General features: G+C 69.4%; 17 protein-coding genes. 6 read left to right on the top strand and 11 right to left on the bottom strand.

The features are described 5' to 3' along the window. Positions 1–202: 202 nt before the first annotated feature. Entirely contained in the window at positions 203–784 is a 582-nt protein-coding gene (locus ACFWMR_RS37205) for a TetR/AcrR family transcriptional regulator (RefSeq protein ID WP_378277562.1), read from the bottom strand. 87 nt (positions 785–871) lie between these two features. Between ACFWMR_RS37205 and ACFWMR_RS37210 the strand changes: the two genes are divergently transcribed. Both ACFWMR_RS37210 and ACFWMR_RS37215 read left to right on the top strand, forming a co-directional pair. Then, positions 872–2,446 carry an MDR family MFS transporter gene (locus ACFWMR_RS37210; protein WP_378277561.1) on the top strand — a complete coding sequence of 525 codons (1,575 nt, stop codon included), beginning with the start codon at positions 872–874 and terminating at the stop codon, positions 2,444–2,446. After that, the gene (locus ACFWMR_RS37215; RefSeq protein WP_378277560.1) at positions 2,443–2,922 is read left to right on the top strand and encodes a universal stress protein; all 480 of its coding nucleotides are present in this window, start codon (positions 2,443–2,445) and stop codon (positions 2,920–2,922) included. Before ACFWMR_RS37210 ends, ACFWMR_RS37215 begins: the two co-directional genes overlap by 4 nt. On the opposite strand, the gene ACFWMR_RS37220 is transcribed toward ACFWMR_RS37215, so the two are convergent. Further along, positions 2,836–3,819 carry a DMT family transporter gene (locus ACFWMR_RS37220; protein WP_378381792.1) on the bottom strand — a complete coding sequence of 328 codons (984 nt, stop codon included), beginning with the start codon at positions 3,817–3,819 and terminating at the stop codon, positions 2,836–2,838. The genes ACFWMR_RS37215 and ACFWMR_RS37220 overlap by 87 nt on opposite strands. A 72-nt stretch (positions 3,820–3,891) precedes the next feature. On the opposite strand from ACFWMR_RS37220, the gene ACFWMR_RS37225 reads away from it, so the two are divergent. Further along, positions 3,892–4,815: a LysR family transcriptional regulator gene (locus ACFWMR_RS37225; protein ID WP_378381793.1), complete on the top strand. Its 924-nt coding sequence runs from the start codon at positions 3,892–3,894 to the stop codon at positions 4,813–4,815. Positions 4,816–4,886: 71 nt separating this feature from the next. Here the strand turns inward: ACFWMR_RS37225 and ACFWMR_RS37230 are convergent, their stop codons facing one another. Further along, positions 4,887–6,044 (bottom strand): serine hydrolase domain-containing protein, encoded by a 1,158-nt coding sequence (locus tag ACFWMR_RS37230; RefSeq protein WP_378381795.1) that lies wholly within the window; start codon positions 6,042–6,044, stop codon positions 4,887–4,889. A 105-nt stretch (positions 6,045–6,149) separates the two neighbouring features. Continuing rightward, entirely contained in the window at positions 6,150–6,785 is a 636-nt protein-coding gene (locus ACFWMR_RS37235; protein ID WP_378381797.1) for a TetR/AcrR family transcriptional regulator, read from the bottom strand. Between the two features lie 79 nt (positions 6,786–6,864). Here ACFWMR_RS37235 and ACFWMR_RS37240 point away from each other — a divergent pair, with 79 nt between their 5' ends. Then, a complete protein-coding gene (locus ACFWMR_RS37240) occupies positions 6,865–7,821 on the top strand; it encodes a zinc-binding dehydrogenase (RefSeq protein WP_378381799.1) in 957 nt (318 codons plus the stop codon). 115 nt (positions 7,822–7,936) lie between these two features. Then, a complete protein-coding gene (locus ACFWMR_RS37245) occupies positions 7,937–8,983 on the top strand; it encodes a hypothetical protein (RefSeq protein ID WP_378277554.1) in 1,047 nt (348 codons plus the stop codon). On the opposite strand, the gene ACFWMR_RS37250 is transcribed toward ACFWMR_RS37245, so the two are convergent. From ACFWMR_RS37250 to ACFWMR_RS37280, 7 genes are all read right to left on the bottom strand, one after another. Further along, entirely contained in the window at positions 8,984–9,319 is a 336-nt protein-coding gene (locus ACFWMR_RS37250; protein ID WP_378277553.1) for an EthD domain-containing protein, read from the bottom strand. It lies immediately after the preceding gene. Continuing rightward, positions 9,316–9,717 (bottom strand): hypothetical protein, encoded by a 402-nt coding sequence (locus ACFWMR_RS37255; protein WP_378277552.1) that lies wholly within the window; start codon positions 9,715–9,717, stop codon positions 9,316–9,318. Before ACFWMR_RS37255 ends, ACFWMR_RS37250 begins: the two co-directional genes overlap by 4 nt. A gap of 21 nt (positions 9,718–9,738) precedes the next feature. Next, positions 9,739–12,765: a WXG100 family type VII secretion target gene (locus ACFWMR_RS37260; RefSeq protein WP_378381801.1), complete on the bottom strand. Its 3,027-nt coding sequence runs from the start codon at positions 12,763–12,765 to the stop codon at positions 9,739–9,741. After that, a complete protein-coding gene (locus ACFWMR_RS37265) occupies positions 12,765–13,076 on the bottom strand; it encodes a hypothetical protein (RefSeq protein WP_093936096.1) in 312 nt (103 codons plus the stop codon). Before ACFWMR_RS37265 ends, ACFWMR_RS37260 begins: the two co-directional genes overlap by 1 nt. 5 nt (positions 13,077–13,081) lie before the next feature. After that, positions 13,082–13,345 (bottom strand): acyl carrier protein, encoded by a 264-nt coding sequence (locus tag ACFWMR_RS37270; RefSeq protein ID WP_167406246.1) that lies wholly within the window; start codon positions 13,343–13,345, stop codon positions 13,082–13,084. Further along, positions 13,338–14,987: a fatty acyl-AMP ligase gene (locus ACFWMR_RS37275; RefSeq protein ID WP_378381802.1), complete on the bottom strand. Its 1,650-nt coding sequence runs from the start codon at positions 14,985–14,987 to the stop codon at positions 13,338–13,340. Before ACFWMR_RS37275 ends, ACFWMR_RS37270 begins: the two co-directional genes overlap by 8 nt. A 256-nt stretch (positions 14,988–15,243) precedes the next feature. Next, on the bottom strand, positions 15,244–15,864 hold the full coding sequence (locus ACFWMR_RS37280; RefSeq protein ID WP_093936098.1) for a DUF6801 domain-containing protein: 621 nt from the start codon (positions 15,862–15,864) through the stop codon (positions 15,244–15,246). Positions 15,865–16,331: 467 nt separating this feature from the next. On the opposite strand from ACFWMR_RS37280, the gene ACFWMR_RS37285 reads away from it, so the two are divergent. Continuing rightward, positions 16,332–17,456 carry a S1 family peptidase gene (locus ACFWMR_RS37285; RefSeq protein WP_378381803.1) on the top strand — a complete coding sequence of 375 codons (1,125 nt, stop codon included), beginning with the start codon at positions 16,332–16,334 and terminating at the stop codon, positions 17,454–17,456. The last annotated feature ends 312 nt before the right edge of the window (positions 17,457–17,768 follow it).

Here is a 17,768-nt window from a genome sequence, read left to right on the forward strand (position 1 = left end):
CCCTCACTCAAGTACATGAAGGCCCCCTTCCTTGCGCCTAGCGCAAGGAAGGGGGCCTTCATGCACTGCAAGCGACAAGAGCGGCGGTGACCGTTCGGTCCGGTACTTTCGCGTGACTGAGCGGACGACACGTGTGATCAGACGGACGACACACGTGACTGGACGGACGACACTCGGTGGTGTCGAGCGTCCACGCCCTCGCTCAGCGGAGCTGAACCCGGCCCAGCACCCTGTCCACGACGTCGGGAAGCGGCTCGTCGTCCGGGCCTTCCAGCCACAGGATGTTCCCGGTCCGCAAGGTGGCGAGGAAGGTCGCCGCGGTGAGCCGGGCCAGCTCCTGGTCGAGGCCGTGCCCGCGGTCCAGCAGCACCGCGATCAGGTCGCGTTCGAGGGCGAATTGGTCCCCGGCCTGCCGCGCGAGCAGCGACGGATGCCGCCGGAGCAACCTCAGCTGCGCCACCCATTCGCGGTCCGGGACGGGGTGCGCCCGGTACAGGTCCTGGCACGCCGCGCGCAGCGCCTGCCACGGCTTCTCGCCGGAAGGCCTGCCTTCCACCAGCGACACCAGCAGCCCGGTCCGCTCGCGGTCGGCGTGCAGGATCGCGTCCTCTTTGTTCGCGAAGTAGTTCGAGAACGTCCGCCGGGACACCCCCACCGCGTCGGCGATGTCCTCGACGGTCACGCCGTCGAGACCGTGCTCCATCGCCAGGCGAAGCGCGGCCTCGTGCAGCGATTGCCGCGTCGCCGCCTTCTTGCGGGTGCGGAGCGTGTCGAGGGTGTCCACCAGGACAGCGTAGCGACGGGAATAAAGTTCTCACTGTGCAAGTTTGCACAGTGGGCAATAATTGCCCCGAACGCTTGAAAGGACGCCATGAAGACCGAAGGAACGGCGGAGGCACCGTCCGAGGCGATGGGGCACCGCCAGGTGCTCGAGTCGCTGTCCGGACTGCTGCTCGCGCTGCTCGTGGCGATGATCAGTTCGACGGTCGTGTCGACCGCCCTGCCGTTGATCATCGGCTCGCTGAACGGCTCGCAGACGCAGTACACCTGGGTGGTCACGGCCACCCTGCTGGCGGCGACGGCCACCACCCCGATCTGGGGCAAGCTCGCCGACCTGTTCAACAAGAAGACGCTGGTCCAGGTCGCGATCGTGATCTTCGTGATCGGCTCGATGATCAGCGGGTTCAGCCAGAACACCGGTCAGCTGATCGCCGCCCGGGCGTTCCAGGGCATCGGCGTCGGCGGCTTGCAGGCGCTGGTCCAGGTCGTGATCGCGGCGATCATCCCGCCGCGTGAACGTGGCCGCTACAACGGTTACCTCGGCGCGGTGATGGCGGTCGCCACGGTCGGCGGCCCGCTGCTCGGCGGCCTGATCGTGGACGTGCCGTGGCTGGGCTGGCGCTGGTGCTTCTTCGTCGGCGTGCCGATCGCGGCGGCGGCGTTCATCGTGCTCCAGCGAACCCTGAAGCTGGAGACCGTGCGCCGGGAGAACGTCCAGGTCGACTACCTCGGCGCGGGTCTCATCGCGGCGGGCGTGAGTGTCCTGCTGATCTGGGTCTCGTTCGTCGGCAACAGCTTCGACTGGCTTTCGTGGCAGACGGCGGTCATGGTGGCGGGCGGTGCCGTACTCCTCGCGCTCGCGCTGATCGTGGAACGCAAGGTCCGCGAACCCGTCGTGCCGCTGCACATCATCACCCAGCGCACCCCCGCGCTGGCGATCGTCGCGAGCCTCGCCGTCGGCATGGCGATGTTCGGCGGCGCGGTGTTCCTCGGTCAGTACTTCCAGGTCGGGCGCGGTTACTCCCCCACCGAAGCCGGTCTGCTGACCATCCCGCTGATGGGCGGCGTGCTCGTGTCCTCGACCGTCTCCGGGCGCCTGATCAGCCGGACCGGGCGGATCAAGCCGTACATCGTGGCGGGCACCATCACCCTGGTGATCGGGTTCCTCGGACTGGGCACGGTCGACCACGCGTCGCCGCTGTGGCTGGTCGGCGTCGCGATGGCGATCGTCGGCGTCGGTGTCGGCATGACGATGCAGAACCTCGTGCTCGCCGTGCAGAACACCGTGCCGCTGCGGGATCTGGGCGCGGCCAGCGCCTCGGTCACGTTCTTCCGGTCGCTCGGCGGCACCATCGGGGTCTCGGTGCTGGGCGCGGTGCTCGCGAACCGGGTCACCGCCGACCTGGCCACCGCACTGCACGTGCCCTCGGGCCAGGCGTCGACGGGCAGCGTCAGCGCGCTGAACCTCAAGGCGCTGCCGCCGGAGGTCCAGACGATCGTGCACACCGTGTACGGCGACGCGACCGCGCACATCTTCCTGATCTCCGCGGCGGTCGGCGTCGTGGGCGTGATCGCGGCGCTGCTGCTCAAGCCGCTCACCCTGCGCACCACCCTCGACGTGGAACCGAAGACGGAAGCCCCGGCGTCCGACCCGGTCGCGGGATGAGCACGCCGGGGGCTTTCGAGTCCACTGTGGAGCGTTTCGGCCCGCCCCGGCACCGGTCGGGGCGGGCCATCCTGGCCGGGGTCGACGGCTCCGACACCGCGATGCGGGCGGCAGCCTTCGCCTTCGGCATGGCACGGCGGGAAAGCGGCAGGCTGATCGTCGCCTTCGTCGTCTGCCGCACGGCGTTGACCAACCTCGGACCGGCGGTCGCGGCGACGGTGGAGCACGACACGACACTCCAGCTCTACGCCGAACTCCGCGATCAGATCCGCGAGACGGCCGAGGAACTCGAAGTGCCGGTCAGCTTCCTGAAGACCTTCGGCGATCCGTACACCGCGCTGCGCGACACCGCCGACCGCGGCCAGGTCGACACGGTCGTGGTCGGCGCGTCACAGAAGGCGGGACACCGGTTCGCGGGGTCGGTCGCGACCAAGCTCATCAAGACGGGGCATTGGCCGGTGCTCGTCGTCCCGTAAAACCCTGTTCCTTGAGGTCCGGCGGCTGAGCAGCGAGACGGCTCCCACCGTGGCGACGACGAGCGCACAGCCCGCCAGCTGCAGCGGTGTCGGCCATTGGGCGAGCAGGAGCGCCCCGAACAGGATCGCGGCGGCGGGTTGCAGCATGAGCACGGCGGACCCGCCGCTCGCCGGCAGGGCGGACAGGGCCTTCCCGATCAGGAGCCAGCCGGACACCTGCGCTGTCACGGCCAGCGCGAGCAGCCACAACAGCGCCGACGCGGACGGCGTGACGTCGAGGTTTCCGGCCACCAGCCCCGAAACCCCGCCCACGCTCGCGGAGGCCGCGGTCGCCGTGGCGAGCATCGTCGTGTGGCCGCCGCCTTCGGTTCCGGCGCGGCGCAGCAGGATCAGATACCCCGCGTAGGCCACGCCCGCCAGCACCGCCATGACGGTGCCGTACCAGGGATCGCTACCCGCGGTTCCGCCGTCCGCCAGTCCTCCGGCCAGCGCCGTCCCCGCCAGCATGACCGGGATCGACAGCCAGAACAGCCGCGACGGGCGTTCGCCGAACCACAGCAAGCCGGCCAGCGGGACGAGGACCACCTGGACGTTGACCAGCGCCGTGGCGACGCCCGCCCCCACGGACAAGATCGCTTCGCTCCACAGCACCATGTCGATCCCGAGCAGGACACCGGCCAGCACGTGCCGGCGTCGCGCGGCCGGGCTGGGTCGGTGCCCTCGCTCCCGCGTCCGGGCCAGCAGCACGAGGATCGGCAACGCGAACAGGCAGCGGAAGAACGTCGCCGTCGTCGAGCTCACACCGGACAGCGCGACGAGCGGGGCGGACAGGGCGATCGCGAGGGCTCCGAGGACTCCTTGCGCCCGCGGATCCGCGAGAATTCCGTTCTGGGACATGCTTTCGATTCGATCGCACGAAGGCGGGGAGGACCAGCGAGATCCTCTTACCCCGAGGGTTAAGCTCGGCTAATGAGTGGCGATCTGTCCAATGTGGAGCGGCTGCGGATGCTGCACGCGGTGTGGCGTCGGGGCTCGCTCGCCGCGGCGGCCGAGGTGCTGCACGTGACGCCGTCGGCGATCTCCCAGCAGCTGACCAAACTGGAGCGGGAGGCGGGCACCGGGCTGCTCGTCCGGCACGGGCGAGGCGTCCGGCTCACCCCGGCCGGGCTGCTGCTCGCGCAGCGTTCGGAGCGGGTCCTCGCCGAACTCCGGGGCGCCCGCGCCGATCTGGACTCGCTCACCGGGGAGACGACCGGCGTCGTCGAGATCGGCGCCATCCCCTCGGCGGTGCACACGTTCATCACGCCCGCGCTCACCGGCCTCGCCGTCCGGTATCCCGGCATCGAGGCGCGGCTGCACGAGGTCGAACCGGAAGAGTCGCTCCCCGCGCTCACTGACGGCGTCTTCGACGTCGTGGTCGTCGAGAGCTGGGAGAACCTGCCGCTCACCCGGCCACCGAACACCCGCTGGACCGTCCTGCGCGACGACGCGGCGACGATCGTGCTCCCGGCCGGGCACCGCCTGGCCGGCGCGGACTCGATCCGCGCGGAGGACCTGGCGGACGAGATCTGGGTCGCCTGGGCGCGCCGCACCCTGGCGAACGCCTGGATCCGCCAGACCCTGCGCGAACGAGGCATCGAGCCGACGGTGCGGCACACGGTCAGCGGGTTCGGCACGCAGTTCGCCGTCGTCGCCGGGCTCGGCGCCGTCACGATCGTGCCGGGCATGGCGACCACGATCGCGCCGCCGACCGTGGTGTGCGCCCCGCTCGAACCCGTGCTGCACCGGCAGCTCTACGCCGTGCAGCCCCAGGGTGAGACGCGGCCCGCGGTCGCGGAATGCGTCGCCGCGCTGGTCGGGGCCGCCCGGTCCTGGGGTACGGGAGGCTCGTGATTCGTCCTCTGGATGCGGTGGTTCGGCGTCGAACTACCGCATCCAGAGGACGAAACACGGGGTGGAACCAGTCACTCACGACCGCAGAGGGCGTGGTCGATCAGCGGCTTCAGCGGGTCTTCCGACGGCGGTTCGGCACCGGGGTGGTACGGCGTCAGCGTGTTCAGTGAGACCATCACGCTTCGCTCGCCGTCCCCGGTCACGCCGTTGGCCGTCGAGTTGCCGGGCAGCGAGCCGCCGTGGCCCCAGTAGGCGCCGCAGGAGCCGGTCAGCTTCATGAGCCCCAGCCCGTACTCCCCGATTCCCGGCGCGGGCACGGTCTTCTTCATCTCCGCCAGCAACGCGGGCTTGAGCACCTTCCCGCCCAGCAAGGCACGCAAGAACTTGTTGCCGTCCTCGGCGGTGCTGTTGATCGAACCGTCCGCTCCCCCGCCGATCGACGGGTTCATCAGCGTCACGTCCACCCGCCGTCCGAGCCGCGGCGGATTCGAGCCCTCGACGACGAACCGATCGTAGCCGCGGGCGTGCGGGGTGGGCAGGAACGGCGAGGTGTGCGGCAACGAAGTTTCCCGCAGGTCGAGCGGGCGGACGATGCGTTCGGTGATCGCCTGCCGCCAGTCCCGGCCGGTCACCTTCTCGGTCACCATCCCGGCGAGCACGTAGTTGGTGTTGGAGTATCCCCAGCTCGTCCCTGGCGCGAACGCCGGCGGCTTGCCGACCGCCAGCTTCACCGCCTCGGACGCGCTGAGCTTGTCGAACCGGTGGCGCAGAAAGCCTTTCTCGGTGAAGAGGTCGAGTTCCGCCATGTAGTCGTGCAGGCCGCTGGTGTGCTGGAGCAACTGCCGGACGGTGATCGCGCGGCCGTCGTTGCCGTTGCCGCGCACCACCCCGGGTAGCCACCGGTCCACGGTGTCCTCCAAGGAAAGCCGTCCCTCGCCGACGAGCTGGAGCATCGTCGCGGCCAGGAAGGTCTTGCTGAAACTCGCGATCCGGAAATGGGCGTTCCACGGCATCGGGGTCCCGGTCCGCAGGTCACCGTGACCGCTGCGCACCTTGACGCGGCCGCCGGGCGTGCTCAGTTCCACGAGCACGCCCGGGGAACCGTTCGCCACGAGCACGTCGGCGTCGCGCTGCAAAGTCCGCTGCGAGTGCGGCGCCGCGGACGCGATGGCCGGGGAAACGAGCGTTGCCGCGCAAATCGCGGCGATGACCATCGAGGTTCTTTTCATATCGGCAAAACTACGAAGCATCGGCGCCTTCGGCATCGGCTTCGAGGCGGAAACCGCCTAGCTCCACGGTGCTAGGCGCTGTCCGGTCTTCTCAGGGGCCGGCCCCTACACGATCATCCCCGGCACCACGAGAGCCAACCGCGCCACCGGCGGGAGCGGCGCCGGTTCCGGGACGGCCCGGAAGGACTGGACCACGAGCGCGGCGAACCGCCGGGACGCCGCGACCTGAGCGGCGGGCGAAGCGGCCTGGATCCCGTTGTTGGCCATGAGCATGAGGATCAGGTCGTCGAGGACGAAGTCGGGACGGAGCTTCCCGGCGGCCTTGGCCCGGACGGCGAGCTCCGCGATCGCTTTGAGCGCGTAGTCGCGGCCCGTGGTGAAATCGACCGCTTTGGGGAACGCCGAGACGAAGGCCGCGGTGAAGCCCCGGTCACGCGAGTGCAGTTCGCAGACCTTCTCGATCACGGAGCAGAAACCGCGCCACGGATCCGGATCGGCGAGTCCCTCGTCGACGATGACGTGGCACAGGCACATCTGGTCGGCGAAGGCCTCCGTCGCCAGGATCTCCTTGGTCGGGAAGTGGCGGTACAGCGTGGCGGGGCCGACTTCGGCGCGGCGCGCGACTTCCCGCAGCGGCACGTCCAGGCCTTCGGTGGCGAACAGCGCGCGAGCCGCCTCGAGGATGCGTTCGCGGTTGTCCAGGGCGTCCGAGCGCGGGTTCCGAGACAAACGGTTGGTCACCACTCTCACTTTAGCCAAAACGGACGGAGGCGTCCGTTAACGTCCGCCTGACCAGCGATCGAAGACCGAGGAGACAGAAATGCGCGCAGTCGAGATCCGGAAATTCGGCGCCCCCGAAGGACTGGCCGTCGTCGACCTCCCTTCACCCGTTCCCGCGGCGGGCGAAGTGCTGATCGACGTGGAGGCGATCGGTGTCGGCGGCGTCGACACCGTGATCCGCAGCGGCGCTCTCGGCGGTTTCGGGTTCCGGGAAGGTTTCGTTCCCGGCAACGAGGTGGCGGGCACCGTCGCCTCGGTCGGCGACGGCGTCGATCCGTCCTGGGCCGGACGGCGCGTCTGGGCGTTCACCGGTGAAGGCGGCGGTTATGTCGAGCGCGCGACGATTCCCGTCGAGAAGGTCGTGCCCCTCCCCGGGAATCTGCCCGCCGACGCGGCGGTGGCCATCGGGACTTCCGGCATGGTGGCGCATTTCGCCCTCGCCCGCGCCCATTTCACCGCCGGGGAATCGGTGCTGGTGCGCGGGGCGGCCGGCAGTATCGGGATCATGACGGTGCAGCTCGCGGCGGCCGGTGGCGCGAGCGCGGTGGCGGTCACGACGTCCTCGGCCGAACGCGGCGAGCGCCTGCGCGAGCTGGGCGCGACCCACGTGCTCGACCGTTCCGGTGACGGGGACGGCCCCGCGGGGTACGACGTCGTCATCGACATCGTGTCCGGTGTGGACATGCCGTCTTTCGTCGACCGGCTCGAACCGAACGGCCGTCTGGTGACCGTCGGCGTGGTCGCGGGCATGCCGCCGGCGGACTTCGGCGCGAAACTGCTGGCGTCGTTCCGCAAGTCCCTGTCGGTCGCGGCCTTCAGCGCGGACTCGATCCCCGAAGCGGATCGGCGCGCGGTGACCGCGGCGCAGTTCGGCACCGCCGCCCGCGGCGAACTGCGTTCGGTGGTGCACGAACTGCTGCCGCTGGAGAAAGCCGTGCTGGCGCACCGGAAGATGGACGACGGCGAAGTGTTCGGCCGGATCGTGCTGACCCCGTAACCCGCGTCCTTTGTGGAGACCGCGTCACCCGGTCAGTGCACTTTTCCCCATTGCGTGCGCCCGCGCACTAGGCTGCCGACTCGTGCCCGAACCGTCCAGACCACAGGCGGCGCCGATGCCAGGGGGACCCTGCTTCACGGCGGTCGATCTGCGGCCGCTCGCCGCCGGAGAGGGCACCAGCGCCTACTGCGTGAACGACGCCGGGATGATCGTGGGCGAATCGGGGTCGCGGCCGGTGCGCTGGGATCGTGAGGGAAATCCCGCGCCCTTGCCGATTCTCGACGGCTGTTCGGGCGGCCGGGCCGTCAGCGCCAACACCGCCGGCGTCATCGCCGGGGCGCTCTACACCGGCGAGTACCTCCGGCCGGTGTGCTGGCGGCCCGACGGCCGGGTGCACGCGCTCGACCTCCCCCTCGGCACGATCTCCGGCACGACCTGCCGGGTGAACGAACGCGGCTCGATACTGGGGAACGCGATGCGGCCGGGCTACCGCTGGCGGGCGCTGCGCTGGGAACCCGACGGCGAGGCGGTGGAACTCGCCGCCCTGTCCGGCGGCGAGACCCAGGGCCACGACCTGAACGGGCTGGACGAGGTCGTCGGTTCGGCCAAGAACGGCACCGGCGGCCGGACCGCGGTGCGCTGGGACCCCTCGGGGAGGATCAGCAAACTGCCACCGCCCCGCCGCGCGACGGCCTGCGGGATCACCGATTCCGGCGCCATCCTCGGCGACGGGGTCGTGTGGAACCGCGACGGGGGTACCGTCCTGCTGACCGGCGGACCGGAGTTCTCGGCCGGACAGGTCGTCCGGATCACCGGGCACGGCGTCGCGATCGGCTGGGGTGTGACCGCGGACCGGCAAGGCATCTGCGCGCGCTGGGATCGTGAAGGACGGCCGACCTTGCTCCGTCCCTTGCCTTCGGACCTCGCCAGTACGTGTTACGACATCGATGACGCCGGGACGGTCGTCGGCGAGTCCGTGAGCAAGGGAACGGTGCGGCCGGTCCGCTGGGACGCCGACGCGACACCGTTCCCGCTGCCGTCGCCGCGCGGTCTCACGGCGATCATGGCCCAGCACATCACCGCCGGCGGCGCCGTCATCATCGGCTACGGCCTCGACCCGGACAGCTCAACTTATCGCGGGATCGCTTGGCACCGCTCGTGATCAGCGAGCGCTCGAGTGCTCTTCGACCGTCCACGACCGGGTCCGGGAGCGGTCGAGGAACCGGGCTTCGTCCTCGGCCACCCCGGAGCCCTCGGCGAGCACGAGGGAGAGCCAGGCGCCGCGGGCGTCCTCGTCCGCGAACTTCATGTGCGTGATCACGTCGAAGTCCGCCGGGAAGCCACGCGACCCCGTCTCCGGCAGGTAGTTGCGGGTGTAGAGGGCGGGCGCCGGAGCGAGGCCGAGGATGAGCGGGACGTGCCGGTTCTCGTAGTAGTCGACGAACTCGTCCCGGCTGAGCCCTTCACGGGCCTTCAGCAGGGCGATGGTGGTGATCACTCACGCCAACGGTTGTTGAGGAAGGCGTCGTCCTCGTCGTCCACCGGTGCCGGACGACGAGGAGCACGCCGAGGGGTGTCCCGTCCCGCGCGGGCGGGCGGCTCCGGGGTGAACGGAGCCGCGGGTTCGTCGAAGGCGGGAGCGTCGTCGAACGCCGAGGTGTTCCCCGGCTGGGCGTGCGACCGGTCGGTGCTCCAGCCGGACTTCGTCTTGCGCTCCCCCAGCTCCCGCCGATTCTCGACGTAGCGCTGAGCGGTCATGACCTGCTTGGTCATGACCTCCTGCGAGCTGGCCTTGATCTCGTCGGCCTTCTGATCCCGCAGCACCCGGCGCTCCGCCTGCTCGCGGACGAGACCGTCCAGAGTCGTCTTCATGGCCGAGGTTTCATCGACGCTCATCTGCTTCTCCCCTGCCTCGGACTACCGCCTGCGGGTGGACGGCTGATCCTCATCGTCCAGCAACGAACCGGTGATCCGGCCGGTGGGTTCGTTGATCTGGTCGAACACCTCGCCCTCGATCCGGTACGCGCGGTTGGTCCGCTCCTGGTCACCGCCGCCTTGGCCGCCACCGGCGCCCATGCCGCCCATCGGCATCCCGCCCATGGGTGCTTGACCGGGCGACGATCCGCTCAGCGGGGCGGACGGGGCGCCCGCGGGCACCGCTTGCGGCTGATGCGCGCCGCCGCCGGTGTGCACGCCTTCGGTCAGCGACTGGCCTGTCGCCGGGCTCGCGGTTTCGAGCGAGACCCCGGTCATCCCTCCGACTCCGTGGGCACCGCCGACTCCGCCACCACCACCGCCGCCGATGTCACCGGCGCCGATGGTCCCGCCGCCGATACCGTCGGGAACGGTTCCACCGCCTCCGTGGCGCGGGGTGAACTCCGGACGGGCATCGGGCTGAACCGTCCCGGTGACGGGTTTGGCCGGGTGTGAGGCCTTTTCCGTGTCCGAGGGGTCCTTGTCCTCGCCGAGGGTGTACGTGGTCGGCTTGCCGTTGCCGTCGTCGACGGTCACGACCGTCGGCCCGGACGGGCCGTCGGGACGTTCGGCGGTGATCTTCACATCGCCGTCCTGGATGTGGATCTTGCCGTCCGGCCCGGGGCGATGGACGTCGTCCTTCTTGCCGTCGCCGTCGGGAGCGTCGCCCATCTTGGACTCGTCGCCGGTCCAGTCGAGCTTGAAGTCCTTGGCCGGTCCGGAACCGTCACCGATCTTGATGTCCATCTCGCCGTCTTTGTCCGGCTCGGTCATCTCGAAGGTCTTGTCACCCTGCTTGACCTTGAGGGTCTCGCGTTCGCCGTCCTCGGCCTTGTCCTTGTCGTCGTCACCGGGCTTGTCATCGGTCAGCTTCTCGCCGCCTTCGCTGCCCGGAAGCTGGTCGTCGAGCTTGTCGAGCGCTTCAGACGCCTTCTTCTTCGCCTCGTCCTCGGCCTTTTGGGCGTCTTCCTTGGAATCGCCGGGTTTGGAGTCGGTGTCGCCCGTGCCGCCGCCGGGAGCGTCGCCCATCTTGTCCAGTGCTTCGGACGCCTGCTTCTTCGCGTCTTCGGCTGCCTTCTCGGCCGCTGCCTTGGCTTCGGACGCCGCGTCGGTGCTGCCGCCGCCGGGGCCACCCCCGGTTCCGCCGCCAGGGCCGGAGCCGCCCGGACCGGATCCGCCACCGCCGAGGTCGCCACCGGTGGGACCGTCGCCCAGCTTGCTCAGCGCTTCCGACGCCTGCTTCTTCGCGTTCTCGGCAGCCGCCGCGGCCTGCTTCTTGGCCTCTTCGGCCGCGGCCTTCTGCTCGTCGCCGGACGACGGCGGCGGAGCCGAGCCCGAAGGCGAAGTCTGGTCCTTGCTCGGGTCCGGGCCGCCGCCGGGGCCTCCGCCACCCGGGCCGGAACCGCCGGTTCCGCCCTCGGGGATCTTCACGTCGGGGACCGGCGGGGGCTTCTGCTCGCCGCCACCGGGACCGGAGCCCGAGCCGCCACCGGGACCGGAACCGCCACCAGGCCCACCACCGGCGCCGCCCTCGGGGATCTTCACGTCCGGGACGGGCGGGGGCTTCTGGCCCGACGGGCCGGTGCCGTCGCCGGAGCCGCCAGGACCGCCACCGGGGCCACCGGTACCCGAGCCACCGCCGTTCCCGCCGCCCTGGCCGCCACCGGGACCACCCTGGCCGCCGCCCTGACCGCCGGTGAAGTCCGGGCCGCCGTTGCCAGGGCCACCGGGTCCGCCGCCCGGGCCACCGCCTGGTCCTCCGCCCGGGCCACCGCCGGGCCCGCCCGCGCCGCCGGCACCGCCCGCGCCCGCGCCTTCGAACTCGTTCTTCACCTTGCCCATGACCTTGTCGAGCTCGTCGTAGGCCTGGTTGACGAAGTCCTTGGTTTCCTTGCAGTTCTTCTCGAAGCCGAGGTAGATGGTGGTCCACATCTCGGGGATGAACTGCTTCTGGATCCACGTCTTGGCGAGGGTCTGGCCCGCCTTCTTGAACTCGTCGTCGTCACAGCAGCCGTCGTTGTTCAGCTGCTGAACGAGGTTGGAGCCGAAGTTCGCGTCCATCCAGCCCGCGATCGCGCCGAGGTCTTCCTTGCCGCTCTTCTCACCGGCGGCGATGGCGACGACCTTCTGCGCCATCGCGAAGTCGGCTTTGCCGACGATCTCCTTGTACCCCTTGACGACCTCGTCGGCCTTCTGTTTGCAGAGCTTGAACACCGTGGTGGTGGTGTGCAACGTCGCTTCGCTCGCGGTGTTCAGCGTCTGGGAGAGTTTTTTGGCCTTGGGAAGGATCTTCTCGTTGTAGTTCTCCGACGAGGCGTCCGCGGCTTTCCCGGTCCAGGTCCCGTAAAGGGTGTTGAGTTTGGACCCGGTGTCGTCCATCGTCTTGTCGACGGTCTTCGAGCCGGTCTTGAAATGCGCGGCGTCGTCGACGAAGTTCTTGAAGTTGATGCCGCGCTGCTCGTCGAAGGGCTTCTTGATGTCCTTCTCGAAGTCGAGCGCGCGGCTGGTCCCCCGGCAGTCCTCCGGGAGCTTCGCCAGCAGGGAACCGAAAGTCTGGAACACCTTGAGCGCGGGCGCCGCGGCGTCGAAGATCTCGTCCGACGTCTTGGTACCGCCGCCTTCCGGCGTCGGTTCCTTCGTGCCGTCCAGCTTCTTGTCGCCCTCGTTGACGGCCTTCGTCTCTTCGTGCTGGGTGAAGCTGGCCTGATCGCCGGCGTTCTTCGCGCCTTCGTAGACCTTTTTGGTGTCACCGTCGTAGGGAAGGAACGGCAAGGCGTTGAAGGTCTCCGCGTATTTCGCGGCTTCCTTGCGCTTCTGCTTGATCTCTTCCGGCTCCTGATCCGCCGTCCACGGCGGCGGCGCCGGATGCGTCTTGATCCACGAGCCGATGAGCGCGGTCTTGTTACCCGGCGGCACACTCGGGTCGTCGAGGAGGGCCTTGACCTGGGTCCAGGTGAGTTCGTCGGCCACTAGCGCATCCCCGTCTCGGTGATCTTGTTCTTCGTCGCGTCCTCGTTGGTGCCGTAGGTGGTGCCCGCGGTGCCGAGGTTCGTGCCGAACGAGCCGAGCGTTTTGCTGTACCCCTGGACCGAGGCCCACAGCGCGGCCACACCGTCGGTGTACTTCTTCGAGTGGTCACCGTGCGCCTGGCCGAAGCCGGCGGCGTTCACGGGCGTGCTCGACAGATCGGGATTGTCGTCGAGCAACTGCTCCGTCAGCTTTCCGATGTCCTTCGACGCCGATGAAAGCGCATCGGTCGCCGCGGTGAAGCCCCCGCTCATTCTTCTCAGCGCCTTTCGTCGGATCCGTCGGCCTTACCGTCGAGTGCCTCTGCGAGCACTTCCGCCACCGACCCGATGTCGGTGAACCGGTCCAGCTGGTCCAGATCAATCCTCACATCGTGGTAGATCTCCAGCGCCGACAGGAGTTTTATTCGTCCTTTGGAGTCGACACCCAGCTCTTCGAGCGTCGCGTCGAACTCGATTTCGGCGGGATCAAGCCGAAAAGTCTCGCTGACGACCTTCACGACCTCCGCGCGGTGATCACCCACGGGGCCGACTATAACGCGCCCTGGCCGCCGCTCGCGCAACCTTGCCACTGGAAGTGCGCGGAAGGTCACCGGAGGGAACCATACGTACCGATCGCAGCGTCAGATCATGTTCACGTGACACCGCGCGCAATACCATCCGGGTGACTTCTTTGACATCCGCTTCGGCGTTCTTTGCCCATTCGGCTACCAACATGGCCCCTTCACCCATTTCGTCCGCCACACCGAAAGCGGCGACGCGATCCCGGCGGATCGCGGGATGCGCTTCCCCCGCCACCGCCTCGATGTCCTGCGGGTGGAAGTTGCGGCCGTCGATGACGATCAGATCCTTGAGCCTGCCGGTGATGTAGAGGTCGCCACGGTGGAACACGCCGAGGTCGCCGGTACGCAGCCAGCCGCCGTCGCCTTCGAGTTCGGCGCCGAACGCGGCGGCGTCGCCTCGGCCCCAGTACCCGGACGCGACGTTGGGCCCGTGGATCCAGATCTCCCCGACGAGACCGCCGGTCTGCGCCACCCCGTCGCGGACGATCCGGACCCGCTGTCCGAGTGGCCTGCCGACCGAGACGAGTCCCTGGCCGCCGGGGACTTCGATCGCCCGGCCCTGCGCGAGGGCTTCCCTGTCGAACGTCGCGCCCCGCGGTCCTTCCTCGCCCGCGCTCGCGACGTACACGGTGGCCTCGGCAAGGCCGTAGGACGGGCGGTGGGCTTCGGGCCGGAAGCCACGCGGGCCGAAGGCCTCCTGGAAACGCGCGACCGTACGCGGCTGGACCGGTTCGGCGCCGTTGAGCGCGACTCGCACGTCGGACAGGTCGAGGTCGTCCCCCGCCTCCTCGGCGGCTTCGACGGCCAGGTCGAACGCGAAGTTCGGCGCGGCGGTGAACACGGCCGGGTGATCGGCGAGCTGACGCAGCCATCTGACGGGCCGGTGCACGAACTCGGCGGGCGACATGAACACCGACCGGGCGCCCGCGTGAACCGGCAGGCACAGCAGCTGGATCAAGCCCATGTCGTGGAAGAACGGGATCCAGCCGGCGCACGTCGTGCCCTCGTCGACGGCGTACGCGTGACTCGCCTGCCAGCAGGCGGCGGCGACCGCCCGGTGCGGGATCACGGCACCGGCGGGCTCTCGCGTCGACCCGGACGTGTACTGCAAGTACGCGGGGCTCTCGGGGTCGACCGGAAGCGGATCGACGCCCGGTCCGGAGAGTTCGTCGACAGCGATCAGGTGGTCGGGCGTCCCGGCTTCGCGCACCTTCGCGGCGGCGGCCGAAGAGGTCAGCCAGACCCGCGCGCCGCAATCCGCCAGCACGCCGGTGAGCCTGCCTCGCTGGGACGGGCTCGCGGGAGCCATCAACGGGACGGCCACCAGCCCGGCGGCGAGGGCGCCGAAGAACGCCAGGGGGTAATTCAGGTCCTGGCCGGTGAGCACGGCGACCCGATCACCCGGCTGTGTGACCTCGCGCAGCGCTCCCGCGACCACGCGCACCCGGGAGGCGAACTCCGCCCAGGTCACCGTGTCGTCCACCCCGGCGCTGTGGTCCTGATGCGTGAACAGTGGTCGCTGGTCGGTTTCGCGAGCGAACAACCGCTCGACGATCGAGGTGCGCAGCACCTGGTCCGGGACTTCCACCGGCGACGCGGTCATGTCCCGCAACCTACTGGACCCGGCGGGCGTCCGCCGGGGCCGGGTCGCGTGGTGTTCCGAGGTCCGTGAAGGCCTCCTTCCCTACCTTCAGAGTAAGCAAGGAGGCCTTCACGGAAGGGGACCCAGAAGCGCAAGGGACCATCGCTGCCGTCGGCCGTTTGGTCGTGCGCCTCAGCTGAGGTACATGAAGGCCCCCTTCCTTGCGCCTGGCTCCGTGAAGGACCCCTTCATGTACTTGGGCCGGCGTGGCGGGAGGTCAGTTCACGGTGACGGTCGCGAGCGAGGCGTCCTGACCGGGATCCATGCCGCACGGCAGGTCGAAGGTGCCGAGGTCCGTCGGCGTCCCGTCCGCCCGCTTCGGCGTGACCTTGCCGGTGAAGCCGCCGCCCACGGTGAAGGCGATCGACCCGGGCTTCTTCACGGTGAGCCCGGGGATCGGGCCGGTGATGACGATCCCCAGCGGGCCGTCCTGCGGCACGGCGGTGACCGGGAAACCCAGGCCGTTGAGCGTGACACCGAGTTCGGTGCCGTTGTAGTCGACGCCGACGTTCGCCGACGCGGTTCCGTCGATGGTCGCCGCGCCGATCAGGTTCAGCGCGGACACGATGTCGCCGTCGAGGGAGACCGCGACCGAAAAGCCGGTGACGTCGATCGGCGAGCCGGCGGCCACGGCGTCGGGGAAGGTCGCCGTCACGGCGGCGGTGACCTGACGCGCTCCGATGAGCGGCATTTCGCAGGTGAAGGTCAGGTTCTTGGTCACCGGCCCGGGCAGCGGAGCGGCGGAGGCGGCGCCCGTGGGCAAGGTGACCATGGCTCCGGCGAAGACGAGTGCGGCGGCGATCCGGGTAAAGGGTCTCAGGGACGAAAAGCGCGTCATGGAAATCCTCCGGTCGGGAATTCGGAAAGGAAAGGCGAATGCCGGAAAAAACGTTACGACGCCGGGATCCGGTCAACAACACACCATCGCGCTCGTATCGATTCAGGCGAACCGGTTCCGATTGTTCTTGTCATTCGGCGACGATTTCCCGAGCGGATTATTGCCACGCCGGTAATCGCGGCTTCAGGAAACCAGCGTGGCGATGGACAGCCCACTCGGCGCGCACACGCCGGGGGCGGCCGGCTTGAACGTCAGCCCGCTTCCGCTCAGTTGAGCGAGGTTGTCGTCCGGCCGGCCGCCGCCTAGGCCAAGCGGCCCAACGAGACGCGGCCGACCCCCTACCGTTCGAAGTCGTTTACTCTTGTTAATTTCGGACAGAAGACCGGACATTTCTCGCCATTCCCGAACCTCCGGCCGCACACTCGGCGGGCAGTGTGTTTCTTTCCCCCGGCCTTGGAGGAGTCACCATGCGTCGAAGAATCGCCCTGGCACTCGGCGGCGCCGCCGTCCTGACCGCGAGTCTCGCTTCCGCCGCCCTCGCCCCGATCGCGCAGGCTTCCCCCGGACTGCTCGCCGCCATGCAGCGGGACCTGGGGCTCACCGCCGCGCAGGCCTCGACCCGGCTCACCCAGGAAATGACCGCCTCACGCGTGCTGCCCGCGGCGCGACAGGCCGCCGGCGCGGCGTTCGGCGGCGCCTGGTTCGACCCGGCGCGCGGCAAACTCGTCGTAGGGGTCACCGATCCCGCCGCGGCCTCCGCCGTCCGGCAGGCCGGTGCCGAGCCGACCACCGCCACGATCAGCGCCGCCGAACTCGACGCGGCGAAGGCGGAAATCGACTTGTCGGCCGGGAATCGGCCCGCCCCCGCCGCCGTCAGCGGCTGGCGTGCCGACTCGCGCAGCGGCAGTGTCGTCGTAGCCCTGCGACCCGGCGCGCACGGCTCCGAGGTCGACGACTTCCTCGCACGGGCCCGCAAGGCCGGTCCGGTCACCGTGGTCACCGCGCCGAAGGCCCAGCCGTTCGCGGCGGGCACCGTCGGCGGCGACCCGTACTACATCAACGGGAACACCCGCTGCTCGATCGGATTCTCCGTCCAGGGCGGCTTCGTCAGCGCCGGTCACTGCGGCGGCACGGGCAGCTCCGTCGTCGGCTGGGACGGCTCGGCCATGGGCACCTTCGCCGGTTCTTCCTTCCCCGACAACGACTACTCGTTCATCCGGATCGGCAACGGCTGGTGGACCGCGCCGGTCGTCCTCGGCTGGGGAACGGTGAGCGACGCGCTGGTCCGGGGATCGTGGGTCGCGCCCGTCGGCACTTCGGTGTGCCGGTCGGGTTCGACGACACACTGGCACTGCGGCACCGTGCTGGGGCACAACGAAACCATCAACTACTCGCAGGGCGCGGTGCACCAGATGACCCGCACCAACGTCTGCGCGGAGCCCGGCGACTCCGGCGGTTCCTTCATCACCGGCGACCAGGCCCAGGGGGTCACCTCCGGCGGCTGGGGGAACTGCGGTTCCGGCGGCGAGACCTGGTTCCAGCCGGTGAACGAGATCCTTCAGCGCTACGGCCTGTCACTCGTCACGGCTTGACGCGGCAGGCCCTCGCCGTCGACTTCGCTCAGGCACGTGGTGACATGACTGTCCGACGTGGACGGCCGTGAGTGATAAAGAGTGTCCTCTTGTGGGGCAAGGCATAGGTGCCACGATCGCTCATCGGCGCGCAGGCCTCAATTGTTGTGAAAGCCACTTTCGCAACCTTCACCGTTGCGAAAGTGGCTTTCACAACACTGTCGCCCACGAGAGCGCGTCAGGTCGGGGTGGTCGTGAGTGGCGATTCGTGTTCTCTTGAAGGGTAAGGGTAATAGGGCGTGCTCTGTCGCTCGCCCGCACGCCGACCTCGGG

Source organism: Amycolatopsis thailandensis (genome assembly GCF_042723255.1).
GTDB lineage: Bacteria > Actinomycetota > Actinomycetes > Mycobacteriales > Pseudonocardiaceae > Amycolatopsis > Amycolatopsis thailandensis.

Coding starts and splice junctions, on each gene's coding strand:
- ACFWMR_RS37210 (WP_378277561.1), top strand. CDS start 872: ATGAAGACCGAAGGAACGGCGGAGGCACCGTCCGAGGCGATGGGGCAC.
- ACFWMR_RS37215 (WP_378277560.1), top strand. CDS start 2,443: ATGAGCACGCCGGGGGCTTTCGAGTCCACTGTGGAGCGTTTCGGCCCG.
- ACFWMR_RS37220 (WP_378381792.1), bottom strand. CDS start 3,819: ATGTCCCAGAACGGAATTCTCGCGGATCCGCGGGCGCAAGGAGTCCTC.
- ACFWMR_RS37225 (WP_378381793.1), top strand. CDS start 3,892: ATGAGTGGCGATCTGTCCAATGTGGAGCGGCTGCGGATGCTGCACGCG.
- ACFWMR_RS37230 (WP_378381795.1), bottom strand. CDS start 6,044: ATGAAAAGAACCTCGATGGTCATCGCCGCGATTTGCGCGGCAACGCTC.
- ACFWMR_RS37240 (WP_378381799.1), top strand. CDS start 6,865: ATGCGCGCAGTCGAGATCCGGAAATTCGGCGCCCCCGAAGGACTGGCC.
- ACFWMR_RS37245 (WP_378277554.1), top strand. CDS start 7,937: ATGCCAGGGGGACCCTGCTTCACGGCGGTCGATCTGCGGCCGCTCGCC.
- ACFWMR_RS37255 (WP_378277552.1), bottom strand. CDS start 9,717: ATGAGCGTCGATGAAACCTCGGCCATGAAGACGACTCTGGACGGTCTC.
- ACFWMR_RS37265 (WP_093936096.1), bottom strand. CDS start 13,076: ATGAGCGGGGGCTTCACCGCGGCGACCGATGCGCTTTCATCGGCGTCG.
- ACFWMR_RS37275 (WP_378381802.1), bottom strand. CDS start 14,987: ATGACCGCGTCGCCGGTGGAAGTCCCGGACCAGGTGCTGCGCACCTCG.
- ACFWMR_RS37280 (WP_093936098.1), bottom strand. CDS start 15,864: ATGACGCGCTTTTCGTCCCTGAGACCCTTTACCCGGATCGCCGCCGCA.
- ACFWMR_RS37285 (WP_378381803.1), top strand. CDS start 16,332: ATGCGTCGAAGAATCGCCCTGGCACTCGGCGGCGCCGCCGTCCTGACC.